The 18,089-nt window shown below is 61.5% G+C and carries 15 protein-coding genes; 4 read left to right on the top strand and 11 right to left on the bottom strand.

The annotated features are described in order from the left end of the window. Positions 1 to 3: 3 nt before the first annotated feature. Both asd and PS14A_RS01820 read left to right on the top strand, forming a co-directional pair. Complete coding sequence (gene asd / locus PS14A_RS01825) at positions 4 to 864, top strand: archaetidylserine decarboxylase (RefSeq protein WP_130909836.1); 861 nt, start codon at positions 4 to 6, stop codon at positions 862 to 864. A 66-nt stretch (positions 865 to 930) separates the two neighbouring features. Beyond that, positions 931 to 2,679: a molecular chaperone gene (locus tag PS14A_RS01820; protein WP_212615154.1), complete on the top strand. Its 1,749-nt coding sequence runs from the start codon at positions 931 to 933 to the stop codon at positions 2,677 to 2,679. A 103-nt stretch (positions 2,680 to 2,782) separates the two neighbouring features. Here the strand turns inward: PS14A_RS01820 and serB are convergent, their stop codons facing one another. Further along, a complete protein-coding gene (serB, locus tag PS14A_RS01815) occupies positions 2,783 to 3,997 on the bottom strand; it encodes a phosphoserine phosphatase SerB (protein WP_041477650.1) in 1,215 nt (404 codons plus the stop codon). A gap of 134 nt (positions 3,998 to 4,131) precedes the next feature. Here serB and PS14A_RS01810 point away from each other — a divergent pair, with 134 nt between their 5' ends. After that, entirely contained in the window at positions 4,132 to 5,643 is a 1,512-nt protein-coding gene (locus PS14A_RS01810) for an AhpA/YtjB family protein (RefSeq protein ID WP_212615153.1), read from the top strand. 345 nt (positions 5,644 to 5,988) lie between these two features. Here the strand turns inward: PS14A_RS01810 and PS14A_RS01805 are convergent, their stop codons facing one another. From PS14A_RS01805 to PS14A_RS01765, 9 genes are all read right to left on the bottom strand, one after another. Then, positions 5,989 to 6,699, bottom strand: coding sequence for a PqiC family protein (locus PS14A_RS01805; protein WP_024011350.1), 711 nt, complete (start codon positions 6,697 to 6,699; stop codon positions 5,989 to 5,991). 185 nt (positions 6,700 to 6,884) lie between these two features. Beyond that, entirely contained in the window at positions 6,885 to 9,149 is a 2,265-nt protein-coding gene (parC, locus tag PS14A_RS01800) for a DNA topoisomerase IV subunit A (protein WP_024011349.1), read from the bottom strand. 7 nt (positions 9,150 to 9,156) lie between these two features. Then, positions 9,157 to 9,681, bottom strand: coding sequence for a TIGR02281 family clan AA aspartic protease (locus PS14A_RS01795; RefSeq protein WP_071174225.1), 525 nt, complete (start codon positions 9,679 to 9,681; stop codon positions 9,157 to 9,159). Continuing rightward, positions 9,678 to 10,667 (bottom strand): esterase-like activity of phytase family protein, encoded by a 990-nt coding sequence (locus PS14A_RS01790; protein ID WP_122881201.1) that lies wholly within the window; start codon positions 10,665 to 10,667, stop codon positions 9,678 to 9,680. The genes PS14A_RS01795 and PS14A_RS01790 overlap by 4 nt, the downstream gene beginning before the upstream one ends. Then, positions 10,667 to 12,574: a DNA topoisomerase IV subunit B gene (gene parE, locus PS14A_RS01785; RefSeq protein ID WP_024011346.1), complete on the bottom strand. Its 1,908-nt coding sequence runs from the start codon at positions 12,572 to 12,574 to the stop codon at positions 10,667 to 10,669. The genes PS14A_RS01790 and parE overlap by 1 nt, the downstream gene beginning before the upstream one ends. A 41-nt stretch (positions 12,575 to 12,615) precedes the next feature. Beyond that, positions 12,616 to 13,224, bottom strand: coding sequence for a YqiA/YcfP family alpha/beta fold hydrolase (locus tag PS14A_RS01780; RefSeq protein WP_076565352.1), 609 nt, complete (start codon positions 13,222 to 13,224; stop codon positions 12,616 to 12,618). 555 nt (positions 13,225 to 13,779) lie between these two features. Further along, positions 13,780 to 14,595, bottom strand: coding sequence for a 3',5'-cyclic-AMP phosphodiesterase (gene cpdA / locus PS14A_RS01775; protein ID WP_212615152.1), 816 nt, complete (start codon positions 14,593 to 14,595; stop codon positions 13,780 to 13,782). Positions 14,596 to 14,692: 97 nt separating this feature from the next. Then, entirely contained in the window at positions 14,693 to 15,145 is a 453-nt protein-coding gene (locus PS14A_RS01770) for a DUF1249 domain-containing protein (protein ID WP_130909844.1), read from the bottom strand. Further along, positions 15,136 to 15,753 carry an NUDIX domain-containing protein gene (locus PS14A_RS01765; RefSeq protein WP_212615151.1) on the bottom strand — a complete coding sequence of 206 codons (618 nt, stop codon included), beginning with the start codon at positions 15,751 to 15,753 and terminating at the stop codon, positions 15,136 to 15,138. The genes PS14A_RS01770 and PS14A_RS01765 overlap by 10 nt, the downstream gene beginning before the upstream one ends. A gap of 227 nt (positions 15,754 to 15,980) precedes the next feature. On the opposite strand from PS14A_RS01765, the gene PS14A_RS01760 reads away from it, so the two are divergent. Then, on the top strand, positions 15,981 to 16,727 hold the full coding sequence (locus tag PS14A_RS01760) for an RsiV family protein (protein WP_016771974.1): 747 nt from the start codon (positions 15,981 to 15,983) through the stop codon (positions 16,725 to 16,727). Here the strand turns inward: PS14A_RS01760 and cytX are convergent. Then, complete coding sequence (cytX, locus tag PS14A_RS01755) at positions 16,696 to 17,988, bottom strand: putative hydroxymethylpyrimidine transporter CytX (RefSeq protein ID WP_130902884.1); 1,293 nt, start codon at positions 17,986 to 17,988, stop codon at positions 16,696 to 16,698. The two genes, PS14A_RS01760 and cytX, sit on opposite strands and share 32 nt — an antisense overlap. Between the last annotated feature and the right edge of the window lie 101 nt (positions 17,989 to 18,089).

Here is an 18,089-nt window from a genome sequence, read left to right as displayed (position 1 = left end):
CTAATGAAAGAGCGTCTGTTTATCCTCAGCCAGTACCTGCTGCCGCATCACCTGCTGTCGCGCCTGGCCGGCTGCATCGCCGAATGCCGCGTGCGCTGGTTCAAGAATGCGTTCACCCAATGGTTCGCCAAGCGTTATCAAGTGGACATGTCGCAAGCACTGGTCGAAGACCTGACCGCTTACGAGCACTTCAATGCGTTCTTCACGCGTGCGTTGAAAGACGGCGCGCGTCCACTGGACGAAACTCCGGGCGCGATCCTCAGCCCGGCCGACGGTGCGGTCAGCCAGCTCGGCCCGATCGAGCACGGTCGCGTGTTCCAGGCCAAGGGCCACAGTTTCAGCGTGCTCGAATTGCTCGGCGGTGATGCGGCCAACGCAGCGCCGTTCATGGGCGGCGATTTCGCCACGATCTACCTGTCGCCGAAGGACTACCACCGCGTGCACATGCCGCTGGCCGGCACCCTGCGCGAAATGGTCTACATCCCGGGCCGCATTTTCTCGGTGAACCAGACTACTGCCGAAAACGTCCCGGAGCTGTTCGCCCGCAACGAGCGCGTGGCGTGCATTTTCGACACCGAACGCGGGCCGATGGCCGTGGTGCTGGTTGGCGCGATGATTGTCGCTTCGATTGAAACCGTTTGGGCCGGTCTGGTCACGCCACCGAAGCGTGAGCTGAAAACCTTCCGCTACGACGAAGCCGCACGCGCACCGATTCATCTGGAAAAAGGCGCGGAACTGGGGCGCTTCAAGCTCGGTTCAACGGCGATCGTGCTGTTTGGCCCGGATCAGGTGAAGTGGGCCGATGAGCTGGTGGCCGGCTCGCCAGTGCAGATGGGCCAAGGTCTGGCACTGCCAAAAGCGTGACCCAATTTGCGGAAGCAGCCGAGGCTGCTTCCGCAAACCGCGGCATTTGCTGCTATGGTTTTGCTCATGAGCCAGACCAACTTTTCTCCCAAGCTGCGCGCTCCGACTCCCACGCAAACGCGCCTGTCGTTCTGCGACGCCAGCCCGCGTGATCTCAAGCGCTGGATCGCCGGCCTGCCCAAGGCCAACATCGGCGAAACCGCCCGCCTGCTCTATCAAGGCCTCGGCGAACTGAACCTGTTGCTCACTCCCAGCGACAATCGCCTGCAACTCCTGGAACTGCTGCGGCCCGAGGTGTATTTCGTCTGCCAGCATCTGGAACGGCACTTTCTGCATCAGGCGATCATGCTCGACGAGCGCTCGCGCAAGGTCAGCAACCTGTGCCAGGCGCTGCAAGGCCAATTGGCCATCGGCTATAAGCAGATCGTTCTGCGCATCCTGCCCAAATACAGCAAGGACCGCGCGCCACTGGTCAGCACCGCTTTGCAACGTGCCGCGCACGCGCTGAAGGCGCAACTGGTGCGTGCGACGCAGTTGTACAGTTCTCCACCCGAGCATGTGTGGTTCGAATTGCACCAGCTGTATCGCAGCGCGGCGCAATTGCAGCTGCAACAACGGCGGCTGCGCGATGATCTGGCCTTTTTGACCAGCGAACTGAGAGTCGAACAGACCTACATCGCCGCGCTGCTATTGGGCTGTGCCCGTTGCAATCAATTGCGCCAGAGCCAGATTGCCCGGCTGGCCGAGGTGATCGAGCCGTGGAGCGCCCTGCTCAAACTGCATCCCGGCAGCGCCGACGACGGTTTGTTCGCCATCAGCCCGGAACTCGATGTCGGCCCGCGCTACCGCAAGATGTTTCGCAGCGAACAACAGAACGGGCTGCTGGGCTTCGATCCGCAACCGCTGGTCAAACAGCTCGAAACGCACTTGCTGCACCAGTCCACCTCGACCCCACTGCCCGTTTCCGCCGGCCTCAGCGTCGACACCCTGCAACATCTGCACGCTACCTGGGGCCAGGCTGCGGAACGCAGCTTTCAGCGCATCGCCGGCCAGGGCACGCTGACCGTGTGCGTTGGCATGAGCGCCCTGCACTTCTACCTCGGCGGCGAACGCACCTTCAGCGATTTGCTCAAACATCCCGGTGCTCGCGCGGCGAATTTCAGCAGCGTGGTGACCAACGGCGAAAAGGACAACTGGAGTCAGGCGTTCGACGCTGCGCCGCAAAATAACGATGAGCTGTTGCCGTACGAGGAAATCCAGTACGACCAGTTGAGCGAAGAAGAAGGCCCCGGGAACGCGCCGAATTATCCGACTTACGCCTTGCCGGTGATCAACCATAGCCCCGGCGGCTATTGCCTGGCCTGGCCGAGCGAAGTGCCGGCCGAATTGCAGGCCGGGGAAATGCTCGGCATTCAGGACAGCGAGGGCAAAGGCTGGAGCATTGCGGTGATTCGCTGGATCCGCCAGGTGCGCGGCAGCGGCACGCAGATAGGCATTGAACTGGTCGCGCCACACGCGCAGCCGTGCGGCTTGCAACTGGTGCGAACGAAAGACGATCACAGCCAGTATTTGCGCGGTTTACTGTTGCCGGAAATCAGTGCGATCGATTTGCCAGCGACCGTACTTGCGCCGCGCCTGCCCTTTCAGGAAGGCAACAAGGTGTTGATCAACACCCAGGGCGAAGAACACCGCGCCGGGCTGGATCGGCGGGTGGCGAGTACGCACAGCTTCAACCAGTTCGCCTATCGCTCGCTGGATCCTGCGCAGAATGGCGGGGGTGAGGAAGATTTTGATTCGTTGTGGAATTCGCTCTAGACCGAGGCGCGGCCTTCGCGAGCAGGCTCGCTCCCACACTGGAATGAGGTTTCCCGTGGGAGCGAGCCTGCTCGCGAAGAGGCCAGATCAGCTTATGAAGATCTCAGAGCTGCCCGTCGCGATCGCGGAAGCCCAGCAGATACAACACACCATCCAGCCCCAGCGTTGAAATCGCCTGCTTTGCCGACTGCTTGACCAGCGGTTTGGCGCGGAACGCCACGCCCAGCCCGGCAATCGCCAGCATCGGCAAGTCGTTGGCGCCGTCGCCGACGGCAATGGTCTGCTCCAGACGCAGACCTTCCTTGTGCGCCAGTTCCTTGAGCAAGTCAGCCTTGCGCTGCGCATCGACAATCGGCTCGATCGCCACGCCGGTGCACTTGCCGTCGACCACTTCCAGCTCGTTGGCAAACACGTAGTCGATGCCAAGCCTGGCTTGCAGCTGCTTGGCGAAATAAGTGAAGCCGCCGGACAGGATGGCGGTTTTGTAGCCGAGGCGTTTGAGTTCGGCGAACAGGGTTTCGGCGCCTTCGGTCAGGCGCAGCGAGGCGCCGATCGAGTCGAGCACGCTGACGTCGAGGCCCTTGAGCAGCGCCAGACGCTCCTTGAAGCTGGCGCGGAAATCCAGTTCGCCGGCCATCGCGCGCTCGGTGATTTCCGAAACACGATCACCCACACCGGCTGCTTTGGCCAGCTCATCGATGACTTCCGCTTCGATCAGCGTCGAGTCCATGTCGAACACGGCCAGACGTCGGTTGCGACGGAACAGCGAATCTTCCTGGAAGGCGATATCGACGTTCAATTCCTGGGCAACGCTGAGGAATTCGGCGCGCAAGGCCTGCGGATCGGCCGCTTCACCGCGCACGGAAAACTCGATGCAGCCCTTGCCCTTGTCGGCCGGTGTGTCCAGCGGCATGCGCCCCGACAGACGGTCGATATGGTCGATGTTCAAGCCATATTTGGCGGTGATCGCGCTGACCGCCTGCAATTGGCCGGCGGTGACTTTGCGCGTCAGCAGGGTAACGATATGGCGCTTCTTGCCCTGATTGCCCACCCACTGCTGGTAATCCTCTTCGGATACCGGGGTGAAGCGCACTTGCTGATCCAGTTCGTAGCCCTTGAACAGGATGTCCTTGAGCACTGACTTGCCCTGTTCGGAATCGGGAATTTCAACCAGGATGCCGAACGACAGGGTGTCGTGGATCACCGCCTGACCGATGTCGAGAATGTTCACACCACCTTGTGCCAGAACACCGGTGATGGCCGCCGTCAGACCCGGACGGTCGACTCCCGTGATGTTAATCAGGACGATTTCGCGCAACGCGCACCCCCGCAACTGGAAAAAAACCGCATTCTACCCACTTTCAGTGACCATCGGGCACCGCGAGCGCTTTGCCGGTCTGGGGCCTGTCGCTATACTGCGCGTCAACTTCACGGACAAAGAGCCGAGCTCAAGTGAACCGGCCCACGCCAGTCAAAACCGATAACTTCTTCCTGCTGATCTTCCGTGCACTGCGCCATCGCCGTGTACCGATTGCATTGCGCATTGCCAGCCACAACGTGATCCTGGTCGCTCTGGCCCTGGTGATCTATGCCGGGGTGATGGGGCTGCAATTCAAGCAGGCCATGCACGAGCAGGCCGATGCGCTGGGCGAAAGCCTGACCACGCAGACCGCCACTTCCGCCACCGAACTGCTGGTGTCCAACGACATCCTCAGCCTCAACGTGCTGCTCAACAACCTGACCAAGAACAAACTGGTCGCCCACGCGGCGATCTACAGCGTGGACAACCGCATCCTCGCCGAGTCCGGTCAGCGTCCCAAGCACAGCCTGCTGGGCGAAGCGGAGGGCATGTACGAGAGCAAGATCACTTTCCAGGACGTGACGGCCGGGCAACTGCGCATCAGCCTGGACATGGATCAGTTCCAGCAGCCAATGACCATCAGCCTGCAAAGCATGGGCATTCTGAGCGCGATTCTGCTGGCACTGTCGCTGGCTCTGAGCCTGCGCATGGGCCGTTATCTGTCGACGCCACTGCTGCAGTTGCGCGTGTGGTTGCGCCGGATCGACGCGTACACCCCGGGCATCGATCGTCAGGACGAAATCGGCGATCTGGCGCGCCAGCTGCACGCCAGCTACGCCCCGGAACCGGAGCCCGAGCCTGAACCCGAGCCGGAATTCGCCGAGGAAGAAGACGAGCCGGAATTCGAAGTGCGTAACCTGCGCGATCCGAGCTTCGACGAAAGCCGCCCGCTGGCCGCGAAGAAACCGGCGCCGCGTCACCTGGTCAGCACCGTCGAAGACGATGATGACGATGACGCCTTCGCCGACCTGCGCGACGAATCGCTCAACGGCGCCGCCCAACCACTCACGCGCAAACCGAGCCCTGACGTTCCGCAGCATACCGCCGTACTGGCCGTGCAATTGGGTTCGCAGGAACAATTGCGCCGCCTGCCTCGCGCACGTCTGGAAGAATTGCAGGAACGCTATCGCGACTGCCTCGAGCAGGCCGCGTCGCTGTATCAGGGCGAAATCGAAACCCTCAACGATGGCAGCACGCTGCTGCTGTTCCACACCGAAGACTGCGGCGACGACTACCTGACCAATGCCATCTGCTGCGGCGAATTGCTGCGCGCGCTTGGGCACCAGTTGCAGATCGAGGTCGCGGACAGCGGCATCACCCTGCAATTGCAGTTGGGCCTGACCTTGGGCGATGAGTTGTTCGGTCTGAGCCAGATTGATCTGCTGCTGACCGATTCGGCTCAGGATGCACTGGCCTTGTCGCAACACAGCCGCAATCTGCTGCTGGTTGAACGCAAGATCAGCGATGACGCGTTGATCCGCCAGCGTGCGCGGATCCGGCCGATCGCCAGCCCTGAGGGCGCTTGCTGTGTGGAGCGGTTGATGGAGCCTTATCCGTCGATGCTGGAACGGCAACTGGCGCGGATGCATGAGCGCCGCGCGTAAGGCTTAGGCCCGATACGCAAAAGCCCGCAGATGAGTGATTGTCTGCGGGCTTTTTTGTGCGCGGTTATTGGAATCGTGCGCATCCCTGAAAAGCCCCTCACCCTAGCCCTCTCCCGGAGAGAGAGGGCTAGGGTGAGGTGTCTGGCGCCATATGTCGACCTGACAGATCTTGGCGATTATGGATTCACCTCCGCGCGTTCACGTCGGTGTAGCTATCGAATATCCCCCAATCGGTCCCCTCTCCCTCCGGGAGAGGGTTAGGGTGAGGGGCTTTGGATCTTCCACCCCACCTCCAGACACAACAAAGCCCGCATAAGGCGGGCTCTGTTCTGACGCGTTCCAGCCTCAGAAGCGAAACACTTCCATATCGGTACGAATCGGCGAGGCCATCGGAATCTTCGGCTGCTTCTCGGCATCCGCCGCTGGCGCTGCGGGTTTCGGCGCGGCCTTGCGCGGTGCCTCGGCCACTGGCGGCTGGTTGGCCAGTGGCTTGAGCGCCACCGACAGCTGCTCGGCCAGACGCTGCAACAGAACCCCTTGTGCCTGCACCTGGGACGCGGTGCTGCCGGCGTGCGTTTCCTGCAGGTGAATGATGCGGTTATCACGCACCTTGCCGCGACGATCGATCAAACGCCACTGCGCATCGAGAATCGCCGGTTGTTTCGCCCCGGAATCCAGACGGGTGATGGTCAGCAAAACCTGCACATCCGGCGTGAACCCGGCGGTAGCAGGCGCCAGTACCACACGCTGGCTGTCCAGGTGACCGGCGACCTGACGCATCAGCAACTGATCGATATCCGACGAAAGGCTGCCAGCCCAACGACCGTCGGTCGCTGCTTGCAGGCTACCGTCGGGTTGACGTTGCAGCAGGGTTTCGCGTTGCAGGTAATCGGCAACAACTACCGGCCCCAGCAAAACCGCCATGCCTGCGCTTTGCGCAGGCTGAACCGGACTTCCGCTGTCCAGTTGGTACAGCGACACCGGCTGGTGAACGCTGCAACCCGCCAGGCCAAGAACGCCGGCGAGCAACAAAATAAGGGGGCGTAGAGCAGTCATCATCCCGTCCAGGTGGCCGCCACAAGGCTGACCACAGTGAAAATACTCAATAAATATGAAGAACGCTCGGCCACGCCGGCGCTTGAAAGGCCATATCATCCGTGAATATGCGTTCCGACTCCAGCGCCAAAGCGTCGATCTACGCGTTTAATCGCAGATCGAACGCTCTAGGAAGGCGTTCTCGTCTAATTGAGGTTTTCGACGAGCAGCGCATCCACCCTCTGGAAGCCCCGCGGAAGTTTGTTTCCGCGCCGTCCACGCTCACCTTTGTAGTGCTCGAGGTCGTCGGCTTTCAGTGACAGGGTCCGTTTGCCAGCCTGCAACACCAGGGTGGCGCCTTCCGGCAGGACGGCGATGTCCGTGACATATTCTTCGCGACTGGCCACGCGCTCACCGGATATACCGATGATCTTGTTGCCTTTGCCCTTACCCAATTGTGGCAGATCGCTGATTTTGAAGATCAGCAGGCGACCTTCGGTCGTGACCGAGGCCAGCCAGTTCTGTTCACGATCGGCCACAGGGCGCGGCGCGATGACCTTGGCGTTGTTCGGCAAGCTCAACAGCGCCTTGCCGGCCTTGTTCTTCGCTTGCAGGTCTTCGCCTTTGACCACGAAGCCGTAACCGGCGTCGGAGGCAATCACGTACAGCGCATCGTCTTCGGGCATCAGCACGCATTCGAACGAGGCGCCCGGTGGCGGCGTCAGACGGCCGGTCAACGGTTCGCCCTGACCACGGGCCGACGGCAAGGTATGCGCAGCGACCGAATAGCTGCGGCCGGTGGAGTCGATGAACACGGCAAATTGGTTGGAGCGCCCCGCCGCCGAGGTCTTGAAGCCATCGCCGGCCTTGTACGACAGACCGGTGGCGTCGATGTCATGGCCCTTGGCCGAACGTACCCAGCCCTTTTCCGACAGCACGACAGTGACTTTCTCGTTCGGCAGCAGATCGTGCTCGCTCAGCGCCTTGGCTTCGGCGCGCTCGACGATTGGCGAACGGCGGTCGTCGCCGTAGGTTTCGGCGTCTTTGAGCAGCTCGGTGCGCACCAGTTTCTTCAGCTTGGCTTCGCTGCCCAGCAGAGCTTGCAGCTTGGCTTGTTCCTTGAGCAGTTCATCCTGCTCATCGCGCAGCTTCATTTCTTCCAGTCGCGCCAACTGACGCAGGCGGGTGTCGAGGATGTAGTCGGCCTGAATCTCGCTGAGGGCGAAACGCTCGATCAGTTTGGCTTTCGGATGTTCCTCGGTACGGATGATGTGGATCACTTCATCCAGGTTGAGGTAGGCAATCAACAAACCGTCCAACAGGTGCAGACGACGCTCGACCTTGTCGAGGCGGAATTGCAGGCGGCGGCGCACGGTCAGCACGCGGAACTCCAGCCATTCGACCAGCAGCGCACGCAGGTTTTTCAGCTGCGGTTTGCCGTCCAGACCGATGATGTTGACGTTGACCCGGTAGGTCGACTCCAGCTCGGTGCTGGCGAACAGGTGCTGCATCAGCGCTTCGTGATCGACGCGGCTGTTGACCGGAATGATTACGATGCGGCACGGGTTTTCGTGGTCGGATTCGTCACGCAGATCGGCGATCTGCGGCGCTTTCGACGGTTTGGCCTGCATCAGCGCGGCAATCTGCTCCAGCACTTTGGCGCCGGAGACCTGATGCGGCAGCGCGGTAACGATGATGTCGCCGTCCTCGACGTGGTACACGGCGCGCATGCGCACCGAGCCTTTGCCGGTTTCGTACATCTTCAGTAGGTCGGCACGCGGCGTGATGATTTCCGCTTCGGTCGGATAGTCCGGACCCTGAATGTGTTCGCAGAGCTGCTCGACCGTGGCTTTCGGCTCATCCAGCAAACGCACGCAGGCGGTGGCGACTTCGCGCAGGTTGTGCGGCGGCACGTCGGTGGCCATGCCCACGGCAATACCCGTGGTGCCGTTGAGCAGAATGTTCGGCAGGCGCGCCGGTAATACCAGCGGCTCCTGCAGGGTGCCGTCGAAGTTCGGCCCCCAGTCAGCGGTGCCCTGGCCCAGCTCGCTGAGCAGCACTTCGGAATAGCGCGACAACCGCGCTTCGGTGTAACGCATGGCGGCGAAGGACTTGGGATCATCCGGCGCACCCCAGTTGCCCTGGCCGTCGACCAGCGTGTAGCGATAGCTGAACGGCTGCGCCATCAGCACCATCGCTTCGTAGCACGCCGAATCGCCGTGGGGATGGAACTTGCCGAGCACGTCGCCGACGGTACGCGCCGATTTCTTGTGCTTGGAATCGGCGTCCAGCCCCAGCTCGCTCATGGCGTAGACGATACGCCGCTGTACCGGTTTCAGGCCGTCGCCGATATGCGGCAAGGCACGGTCCATGATCACGTACATGGAGTAGTTGAGGTAGGCATTTTCGGTGAAGTCAGCCAGCGATCGGCGTTCTACACCGTCCAGGCTGAGATCAAGGGAGTCGCTCATGCGGGCCTCATCGGTTCGTTGTCTGGCGCAGCAGCATGGTGCCACCGCGCTGGGTAAATTCAAGTTTGTTCAGAGCGCTCATGCCGAGCAGCACCTGATCGCCATGCAGCCCCGGCGCCACCAGTGCGCGGACATCGCGCAGGACGATGTCGCCCAATTGCAGGCGGGCAATCTTCGTTCGATAGCCCTGGCTCAGGCCGTTGGCCGTGCTCAGGGTCACGCCGAAACCTTCTTGCAGCTTCAAACGCTTGGCCAGATCCGCCGGGATCGCCACATCGGTCGCGCCGGTGTCGAGCATGAACTCGACCGGTTCGCCGTTGATCTGGCCGCTGGCGACAAAATGCCCTTGGGCATTGCTCGCCAGTTTCACTTCGATAAAACCTTCGCCCTGCTCCGACGTGACCACGATATTCGGGTTCTGCTGGCGCTGTTCCCACTGACCGAAAAACCGCGTCGCGAGAAACAGCGCCGCGCACCAGGCGAGGATCATCAACACCCGACCGGCACGCTTGCCCGGCGGTTGCTGGCTCATGGCCTGGCACTCCAGCCACCGTCCGGCGCGGCAAAGCGCCAGACCACCGGGCGGACTTCGCCATCAGCACGCGGGCCAAAATTGTTGTCGACGCCGATCCACGCACCTTCGGCATCAATGATCAGCGCTTCCTCCAGTCCGTAGTTCTGCGAGTAGCGACGTTGTTCCTGCAACAGTTCGCCGGCATACGACCAGCATTGCTCGACTTTGGCCGTCTGTGCATCGCGACGGCAGATCTCGAAAGCGTTGCGTTCAAGGGTAAACAGCTTGCCGTTAAACAACGAAATGTCGGAAAAGTCGCGATGAACCGCTTTCGCTTTCGGAAACTGTGGCGGCTGCATCTCCTTGCCGCCCTCACTGAGCAGCACACAGCGACCGTCACAATCCCACACCGTCTGCTGGCGCTTGATCAGCAGCAAACCGCGCTTTTGCCGTTCGGCGGCCAGCCATATCTGATCACCGGCCGGGTTGATCGCCAGGCCTTCGAAGATCGAATTGAACTTCAGCAGCAGGCCGCTCGCCCGCGCTTCGCGAACCAGCAGCGGCGAGATTTTCAGCCAGTTCGCCGGGCCACTGACCGGCACCTGCAACACCGCCGCATGGGCCTCACTGACGATGTAGCGATTGCCTACGCTGTCGCAACTGATGCCCTCAAAATCCAGATCGCCACCGCGAATGAACGATGCAGCCCAGGTGCGCGAACTCAAACCCCACGGCAAGCCGCTCTCCGGCACGGGCGGCACGTCGATGTGCACGGTTTGCGCCTGCCAGACCGGATCACGGGTATCGAGCCGATAGATCTGCTCGTCATCGCGATCGGAAACCGTCCACAGCTCATTGCCGCACATGGCCAGACCCGACAGGTTACCGCCGCGCATGCCTTCGACCGGGTGTTCGGAAAGCAGCCGCAATTGTTGCAGCGGCTCGGCCGACACGCTCAGCGCACTCAGCAGCAACGCACCCGCCAAGGCCCAGCCAAACTGCATCAGGCCAGCACCTCGGCGAGGTTGCCTTTGGATTCCAGCCAGGATTTGCGGTCACCGGCGCGTTTCTTCGCCAGCAGCATGTCCATCATTTCCGAGGTTTCGGCGAAGTCTTCGCCCAGCGTCAACTGCACCAGACGCCGAGTGTTCGGGTCCATGGTGGTTTCACGCAGTTGCGGCGGATTCATTTCGCCCAGACCCTTGAATCGGGTGACCTGCGGCTTGCCGCGTTTCTTCTCGGCCACCAGGCGATCGAGAATACCGTCGCGCTCGGCCTCGTCGAGGGCGTAGTAAATCTCTTTGCCGAGGTCGATACGGTAAAGCGGCGGCATCGCCACATAGACGTGACCGGCATCCACCAACGGGCGGAAATGCTGGACGAACAGCGCACACAACAAAGTGGCGATGTGCAGACCGTCGGAGTCGGCGTCGGCGAGGATGCAGATCTTGCCGTAGCGCAGCTGGCTCATGTCCGCCGCGCCCGGATCGACGCCGATGGCCACGGCGATGTTGTGCACTTCCTGGCTGGCGAGCACTTCGCTGCCGTCGACTTCCCAGGTGTTGAGGATCTTGCCGCGCAACGGCAGGATCGCCTGGAACTCCTTGTCCCGCGCTTGCTTGGCCGAACCGCCGGCGGAGTCACCCTCGACCAGGAACAGTTCGGAACGCATCGGGTCCTGCCCGGCGCAGTCAGCCAGTTTGCCCGGCAATGCCGGGCCTTGAGTGACGCGTTTGCGCTCGACTTTCTTGCTCGCCTTGAGGCGACGACCGGCGTTATTGATCGCCAGTTCGGCCAGGGCCAGACCGGTTTCCGGGTTGGCGTTGAGCCACAGGCTGAAAGCGTCTTTCACCACACCGGAGACGAACGCCGCCGCTTCACGGGAAGACAGACGCTCTTTGGTCTGGCCGGAGAATTGCGGTTCCTGCATCTTCATCGACAAGACGAACGCGATGCGCTCCCAGACGTCTTCCGGCGCCAGCTTCACGCCGCGCGGCAGCAGGCTGCGGAATTCGCAGAACTCGCGCATCGCGTCGAGCAGGCCCTGACGCAGACCGTTGACGTGCGTGCCGCCCTGCGCGGTCGGGATCAGGTTGACGTAGCTTTCCTGTACCGCGTCGCCACCTTCCGGCAGCCACAGCAGCGCCCAGTCTACCGCTTCCTTATTACCGGCGAAGGCGCCGCAGAACGGCTCGTTCGGCAGACGTTCGAATTCGCTGACCGCATCGACCAGGTAGGAGCGCAGGCCATCTTCGTAATGCCACTCGACTTTCTCGCCGGTGCCTTTGTCTTCGAAGCTGACCAGCAAGCCCGGGCACAACACAGCCTTGGCCTTGAGCACGTGCTTGAGGCGGCTGATGGAGAATTTCGGTGAGTCGAAGTATTTCGGGTCCGGCGCGAAGTACACGCTGGTGCCGGTGTTGCGCTTGCCGACGGTGCCGACGATTTCCAGCTCGGAGGCCTTGAAGCCGTCCTTGAAGGTCATCTGGTATTCGTTGCCGTCACGTTTGACCCGTACGCGCACTTCGGTGGACAGCGCGTTGACCACGGAAATACCCACGCCGTGCAGACCGCCGGAGAACTGGTAATTCTTGTTGGAAAACTTGCCGCCCGCGTGCAGCTTGGTGAGGATCAGCTCGACGCCGGACACACCCTCTTCCGGGTGAATGTCGACCGGCATGCCACGGCCGTCGTCGCTGACTTCCAGCGAATGGTCGGCGTGCAGGATGACCTGCACCGATTTGGCGTGGCCGGCCAGGGCTTCGTCGACGCTGTTGTCGATGACTTCCTGGGCGAGGTGGTTCGGCCGACTGGTGTCGGTGTACATGCCGGGGCGTTTGCGCACCGGGTCGAGGCCCGAGAGGACTTCGATGGCGTCGGCGTTATAAGAACTAGCGCTGGGAGTGGCCATAAGGTCTCGTCGTCAGTCATTCATGAAAGAGGGGCAAGACTTCACAGCGTGGTGAAATCGATTGCCTGATACATATCGGCAGCCATGCCGGCAAAACTCAGCAACGCCGGTAATTGCCCGGCAAAGCCCTGAAAACTGTGGTCGCCGCCAGCCTGGATGCGCAAGGCACAGGCGCGGTAATACTGTTGGGCGAGGCGATAATCCAGCGTTTCGTCGCCGGTTTGCAACCAGACCTGATAACGCTGCGGATCCTGCGGTGGTGGCACTTCCAGTTCGGCCAGCGCCGTGACGTGGTCGTGGGTCAGTTCCCAGGTTTCATCGGTGTAGAGGTTCTTCTGCGTGCCCAGATAACCATCGAACATCCGGTGCGGGCTGACCGCCGGATTGACCAGAAGGGCTTTCAGGCCATGGCGCTCGGCCAGGTGAGTCGCATAGTAGCCGCCGAGCGAACTTCCCACCAGCAGCGGCCGGCCCAGCTCGGCGATTGCCTGCTCGAGCTGACCGATGGCTTCACGCGGATGGTGATGCAGCGCCGGCACGCGCAATTGCTCGCTCAAACCCAGCCGCTCCATGACCGCGACCAGCTGACAGGCCTTCTTCGAGGCCGGCGCGCTGTTGAAACCGTGGATATAGAGGATCGAACCGGACATTTGAGCTCCCTGGCTGTCGGCGAAGATAGCGGAGTTTACAGGGAGAAGGACCGGGATTGGGGGTGGGTTCAATAAATTGGTGTGACAGCACAAGCTGCCCTCACCCTAACCCTCTCCCGGAGGGAGAGGGAACCGACTGGGGGATATTCGAGAGCTACACCGACCTGAACGTTTTGCTGCGAATCCATAATCGATATCGCTGTTTCAGGTCGATGCACAGCCAAAGACACCGCGGTCGGCCCCCTCTCTCCCGGAGGGAGAGGGGACCGAATGGGGGATATTGGAGAGCTACACCGACCTGACGTTTTGCTGCGAATCCATAATCGATATCGCTGTTTCAGGTCGATGCACAGCCAAAGACACCGCGGTCGGCCCCCTCTCTCCCGGAGGGAGAGGGGACCGAATGGGGGATATTGGAGAGCTACACCGACCTGACGTTTTGCTGCGAATCCATAATCGATATCGCTGTTTCAGGTCGATGCACAGCCAAAGACACCGCGGTCGGCCCCCTCTCCCTCCGGGAGAGGGCTGGGGTGAGGGTTTTTGATTGTCAGTTCAGTAGCCGTTGGAGCCGTAATCGACTGTGAACTCGAAGTCGGTCACTCTTTCGACGCCAGTTTCCAGTCGCCCATCCGGCAACAGCCGCAACCACCGATACCCCGGCGCCTGCTCGCCCACTTTGAAATCCGCACTCCCCGGCTCGAACTGGATGCACGTCGAAGGCGAGGCCATCAAACGCACGCCATTGCGTTCGCGATCGATTTGCTGATGCACATGCCCCCACAACACCGCGCGAACCTGGGGAAAGCGATCCAGCACTTCAAAGAACGCTTCAGGGTTACGCAGGCCGATCGGCTCCATCCACGCGCAGCCGATCGACACCGGATGATGATGCAGGCACACCAGATGATGACGCTCCGGCGCCTCGCTCAGCGCGCGGGCCAGCAGTTGCAACTGATCATCCTGCAGATAGCCCGGCACCGAACCCGGCACCGCCGAATCCAGCATCGTCACCCGCCAATTGCCGATATCGACTACCGATTCGAGCAAGGTGCTCTGCACCGCCGCCTCGGCCATGACCATCGGCTCGTCGTGATTGCCGGGAATCCAGCGCGCCGGGGCATTGATCTGCGCGCTCATCTGGCGGAAGGCCCGATACGACTCCAGCGTACCGTCCTGGGAAATATCTCCGGTGGCCAGCACCAGATCAATCTGCGCCTGTTGCGCCAACACCAGGTCGATGACCTGTTGCAGGCTCTCGCGGGTCTTCATGCCCAGCAGCTTATTGTGCGCTTCAGCGAACAGGTGGCTGTCGGACAACTGCACCAGCAGCGCCGGCTCGGCGCTGGTCAATGTCGATACGCTGGGCAAGGCGCTCTCCCGGGGCTAGGCACGCAATGGATGGGTGCGGCAATTATGCTGGGGGATGACACAAAGGGGAAACCGCCGAAGCGGACGCAGTTCACAACTAGCGAACGACTTCGTACTCGTGCCCCAACGCCAGGCAATGACTCAGCCATTCGCCCAGAAACACATTGAGCTGGGCCTTTTCGTCAGGCTGGTGCATGGCGGCGTTGGGATAAGGATAGATGCCGCGAAAGCGTCGTGCATGTTCGGCGCTGACCACTTCGGCCATGCGCGCATCGTGGTAGACCTGCACTTCCAGTTGCGGCACCGGCAACCATGGCAGGCTGAGCTCCTGGCGTACCTGCAAGGTCGTGGTGTACGGGCAGGTCTGCAGCACTTCGAGGGCGAGCACGCCGAGCATCTGCTCGCCCTGGGTCACAGCGATACGCCGCGCCTCGGGTTCGTTGCGCATGTCCGGCAGCAGTCGCATCAGGCGCGCGTAGTTGGCCTCGCAGGCGGCTTGCAGCCCCACAAGGTCAACCCGATAACGATCGCGCAGCTTGTTTACGACCATAGCCCCCTCACTTCGGCGCAATTTAGCGCCAGCCACTGCAAGGCGATAATGCTCGCCGCGTTGGCAATCCGACCGTCACGCACGGCCTGCAAGGCATCTTCAAATGCCCAGACCGTTACGCGAATGTCTTCGGCCTCTTCTTCCAGCCCGTGCAGACCGCCGACACCGTCGGTGCTGCAACGCCCCAGATACAAATGCACGAACTCGTTGCTGCCGCCCGGCGATGGAAAGTACTTGGTCATCGGCCACAGGGCCTGGAAATTCAGCCCAGCTTCCTCCTGCGCCTCGCGGTGAGCAACTTCTTCCGGTTGCTCATCCTTGTCGATCAGACCGGCGACCAGTTCGACCAGCCACGGGTTATCGGTCTTGCCCATGGCGCCGACGCGAAACTGCTCGATCAGCACCACTTCATCGCGCTGCGGATCGTAAGGCAGGACGCACACGGCATCGTGGCGCACGAAGATTTCCCGGTTGATCTCGCGGCTCATACCCCCGGCGAACAGCTCATGGCGCAAGTGCACACGGTCGAGCTTGTAGAAGCCCTCGTAGCATTTTTCGCGCCGCACGATATCGACGGCGGTCGGAATGGCGTTGGCAAAATCAGTCATGATCATCCTCTTTACTGCATATCCTTTACGGGGTTTCCATGTACAACCGGCAACCTCGACTTCGCGCCATCCTAACGCGCCCGCACCGTTTGATGCAGCCCCTTTACCGTCAGCGGGATGGACGGTGACGGTGAAACACACTCTAATCAGCTTAGTGGCGAACTGACTGCTCCGTTGAGAGTCGAAGCGGTAACTTTTCGCCTTCCCCTGCTTTCGAAAGGACGCCCATGTCGCTTTTCAAAATTGCCTCTGTGGCCGCTATTGCCCTGACTCTGGGCGCTTGTGCCAGCCTGTTCCAGCCCAACTATCGCACGCCGCTGGAAACCACCCGCGACGCCTCGGAACAACTCAAACCCGGCTGTTCCAATCCCGATTGCCCGCTGGTGAACATCGACACTCTGCGCTTCCCGGACGAGCCGGCACTGGACGGCATCATCGAAAAACGTCTGCTGCAAATGACCCGCACCGAGAAGAACGCACCGGTCGCGCCAACCCTGGCCGCCTACCGCGAGCAGTTCCTCGCCAGCGCCGGCCCGCGCAACAGCAGCTATCTGCAAGCGAAAGTACGCGAGCAGCATGACGGACTGGTGATCATCGAGCTGTCGAGCTACCTCGACACCGGCGGCGCCCACGGCACGCCGGGTCGCGGTTTCATCAACTATTCGCGCCAGCAGCACAAGGTGCTGAACCTGTCCGACATGTTGCTGCCGGGTCAGGAAGAGGCATTCTGGAAAGCCGCGCAAGTGGCGCACAACAGTTGGCTGATCAGTACCAAGCTCGATCAGGAGGCGGAATTCGTTGCGAACTGGCCGTTCGTGAAAACCCCGCACGTGGCGCTGACCTACGGTGGCGTGATCCTCAAGTACGATGTGACCACCATCGCGCCCTATGCGCTGGGCCACGTCGAACTGAAGATTCCTTACCCGCGCCTGAACGGCATTCTCAAGCCTGAGCTGTTTCCCGGCCGTAACTGAAGGCCCGGCCCAGCACCAGTTGTAGCAACCCTGCCAGCACCAGCGCCGGCAGGGTTGCGCCGACATCCGGATACAGATTCGCCAGCAAGTGGTAGGTGCTCACGCCACCCAGCCACGCCAGCAACGCCGGCCAGCGCAATGCGGCTGAGGCGACCTGAGCACTGCGCTTGCGCAGGATGAAATGATCCACCAGCACCACGCCGAACAGCGGCGCAAACACCGAGCCAATCAACAGCAGGAAATTCTGGTACTGCGCCAACGGCGCCAGCAGTGCGATCAGCGTGCAGATCACGCCGATGGCCAAGGCCAGATGCTCGACTTTCAGACGCAACAGAATCCCGCTCGAGACCGCTGCCGAATGTATATCGGCAAAAGCGTTTTCCGACTCGTCGAGCAGAATCAGCAACAGCGGAATGCCCAGACCGGCGCCAGCCAAGGCCAGCAGCAGCGCGTTGACTTCACCGCTCGGCGCAAACGCCAGGGTGTAGGCCACACCAAGGCTCATCAGCCAAAAATTGCCGATGAAGAAACCCACAGCCGTGCCACCGAAGACATTCTTTGCGCGTTTGCCGAAACGCGAATAGTCGGCAATCAACGGCAGCCACGACAGCGGCATGGCGATGGCAATGTCGAAGCCCACCGCGAATGGCATCGAACCATCACCGGCGCGCGCCCACAGCGCAGCGAGGTCGGCTTTGGCGAACAGGTTCCAGGTCAGCCACAGGCATGCGGCGAGCAACAGCCAGATGCCCCACTTGCGCAGAATCTGCCGCACGAACGTCAACGGCCCGCTGACCGCGAGCAACGTTGCCAGCGCGCCGAAAAACAGCGTCCACAGCATCGGACTGGCCCACAGCGAACCTTCGCTGAAGGCGCGGGTGCCGAGCAGGCTGGCGGCGTCGCGCATGACGATGATTTCGAACGAGCCCCAGCCGATCAGTTGCAGCAGATTGAGCAGCGCCGGCAGGCTCGCGCCTTTGCTGCCAAGGCTGAGCTTCAGCGCGGCCATTGATGACAGGCCGGTGTCGCTGCCGATCACACCGACCGCTGCGAGCAGCAGCACGCCCACCAACGTGCCAAGGAAGATCGCCAGCAAAGAACCGGACAGGCCCAGGCCCGGCGCGAGCAATGCACCGGTCTGCAAAACCATCAGGCCGATGCCGAGGGAGAACCACAGGGAAAACAGATCGCGACCGCCGAAGACACGCTTGTCAGCGGGCACGGCGAGGTCGGGGGAATAAGTGCCGGGTTGAATGCTCAAGGGTGTTATCTCAAAGAGGAGCAGAAAAAAGCTGCAAGCTGCGAGCTGCAAGTTAAAAGCGGTACGCGGACCGCTTCTAATCTTGCAGCTTGCCGCTTGCC

Origin of the sequence: Pseudomonas sp. 14A, assembly GCF_018132745.1 — a bacterium.
Classification (GTDB): Bacteria; Pseudomonadota; Gammaproteobacteria; order Pseudomonadales; family Pseudomonadaceae; genus Aquipseudomonas; species Aquipseudomonas mercuritolerans.
Note: the sequence above shows the minus strand (reverse complement) of the source record. Positions and strands in the feature narration are given on the sequence as shown.

Excerpts from the sequence above, each read along its gene's own strand:
- asd (WP_130909836.1), top strand. The coding sequence starts at position 4 with ATGAAAGAGCGTCTGTTTATCCTCAGCCAGTACCTGCTGCCGCATCAC.
- PS14A_RS01820 (WP_212615154.1), top strand. The coding sequence starts at position 931 with ATGAGCCAGACCAACTTTTCTCCCAAGCTGCGCGCTCCGACTCCCACG.
- PS14A_RS01805 (WP_024011350.1), bottom strand. The coding sequence starts at position 6,699 with ATGACTGCTCTACGCCCCCTTATTTTGTTGCTCGCCGGCGTTCTTGGC.
- parC (WP_024011349.1), bottom strand. The coding sequence starts at position 9,149 with ATGAGCGACTCCCTTGATCTCAGCCTGGACGGTGTAGAACGCCGATCG.
- PS14A_RS01795 (WP_071174225.1), bottom strand. The coding sequence starts at position 9,681 with ATGAGCCAGCAACCGCCGGGCAAGCGTGCCGGTCGGGTGTTGATGATC.
- PS14A_RS01790 (WP_122881201.1), bottom strand. The coding sequence starts at position 10,667 with ATGCAGTTTGGCTGGGCCTTGGCGGGTGCGTTGCTGCTGAGTGCGCTG.
- parE (WP_024011346.1), bottom strand. The coding sequence starts at position 12,574 with ATGGCCACTCCCAGCGCTAGTTCTTATAACGCCGACGCCATCGAAGTC.
- PS14A_RS01780 (WP_076565352.1), bottom strand. The coding sequence starts at position 13,224 with ATGTCCGGTTCGATCCTCTATATCCACGGTTTCAACAGCGCGCCGGCC.
- PS14A_RS01770 (WP_130909844.1), bottom strand. The coding sequence starts at position 15,145 with ATGGTCGTAAACAAGCTGCGCGATCGTTATCGGGTTGACCTTGTGGGG.
- PS14A_RS01765 (WP_212615151.1), bottom strand. The coding sequence starts at position 15,753 with ATGACTGATTTTGCCAACGCCATTCCGACCGCCGTCGATATCGTGCGG.
- PS14A_RS01760 (WP_016771974.1), top strand. The coding sequence starts at position 15,981 with ATGTCGCTTTTCAAAATTGCCTCTGTGGCCGCTATTGCCCTGACTCTG.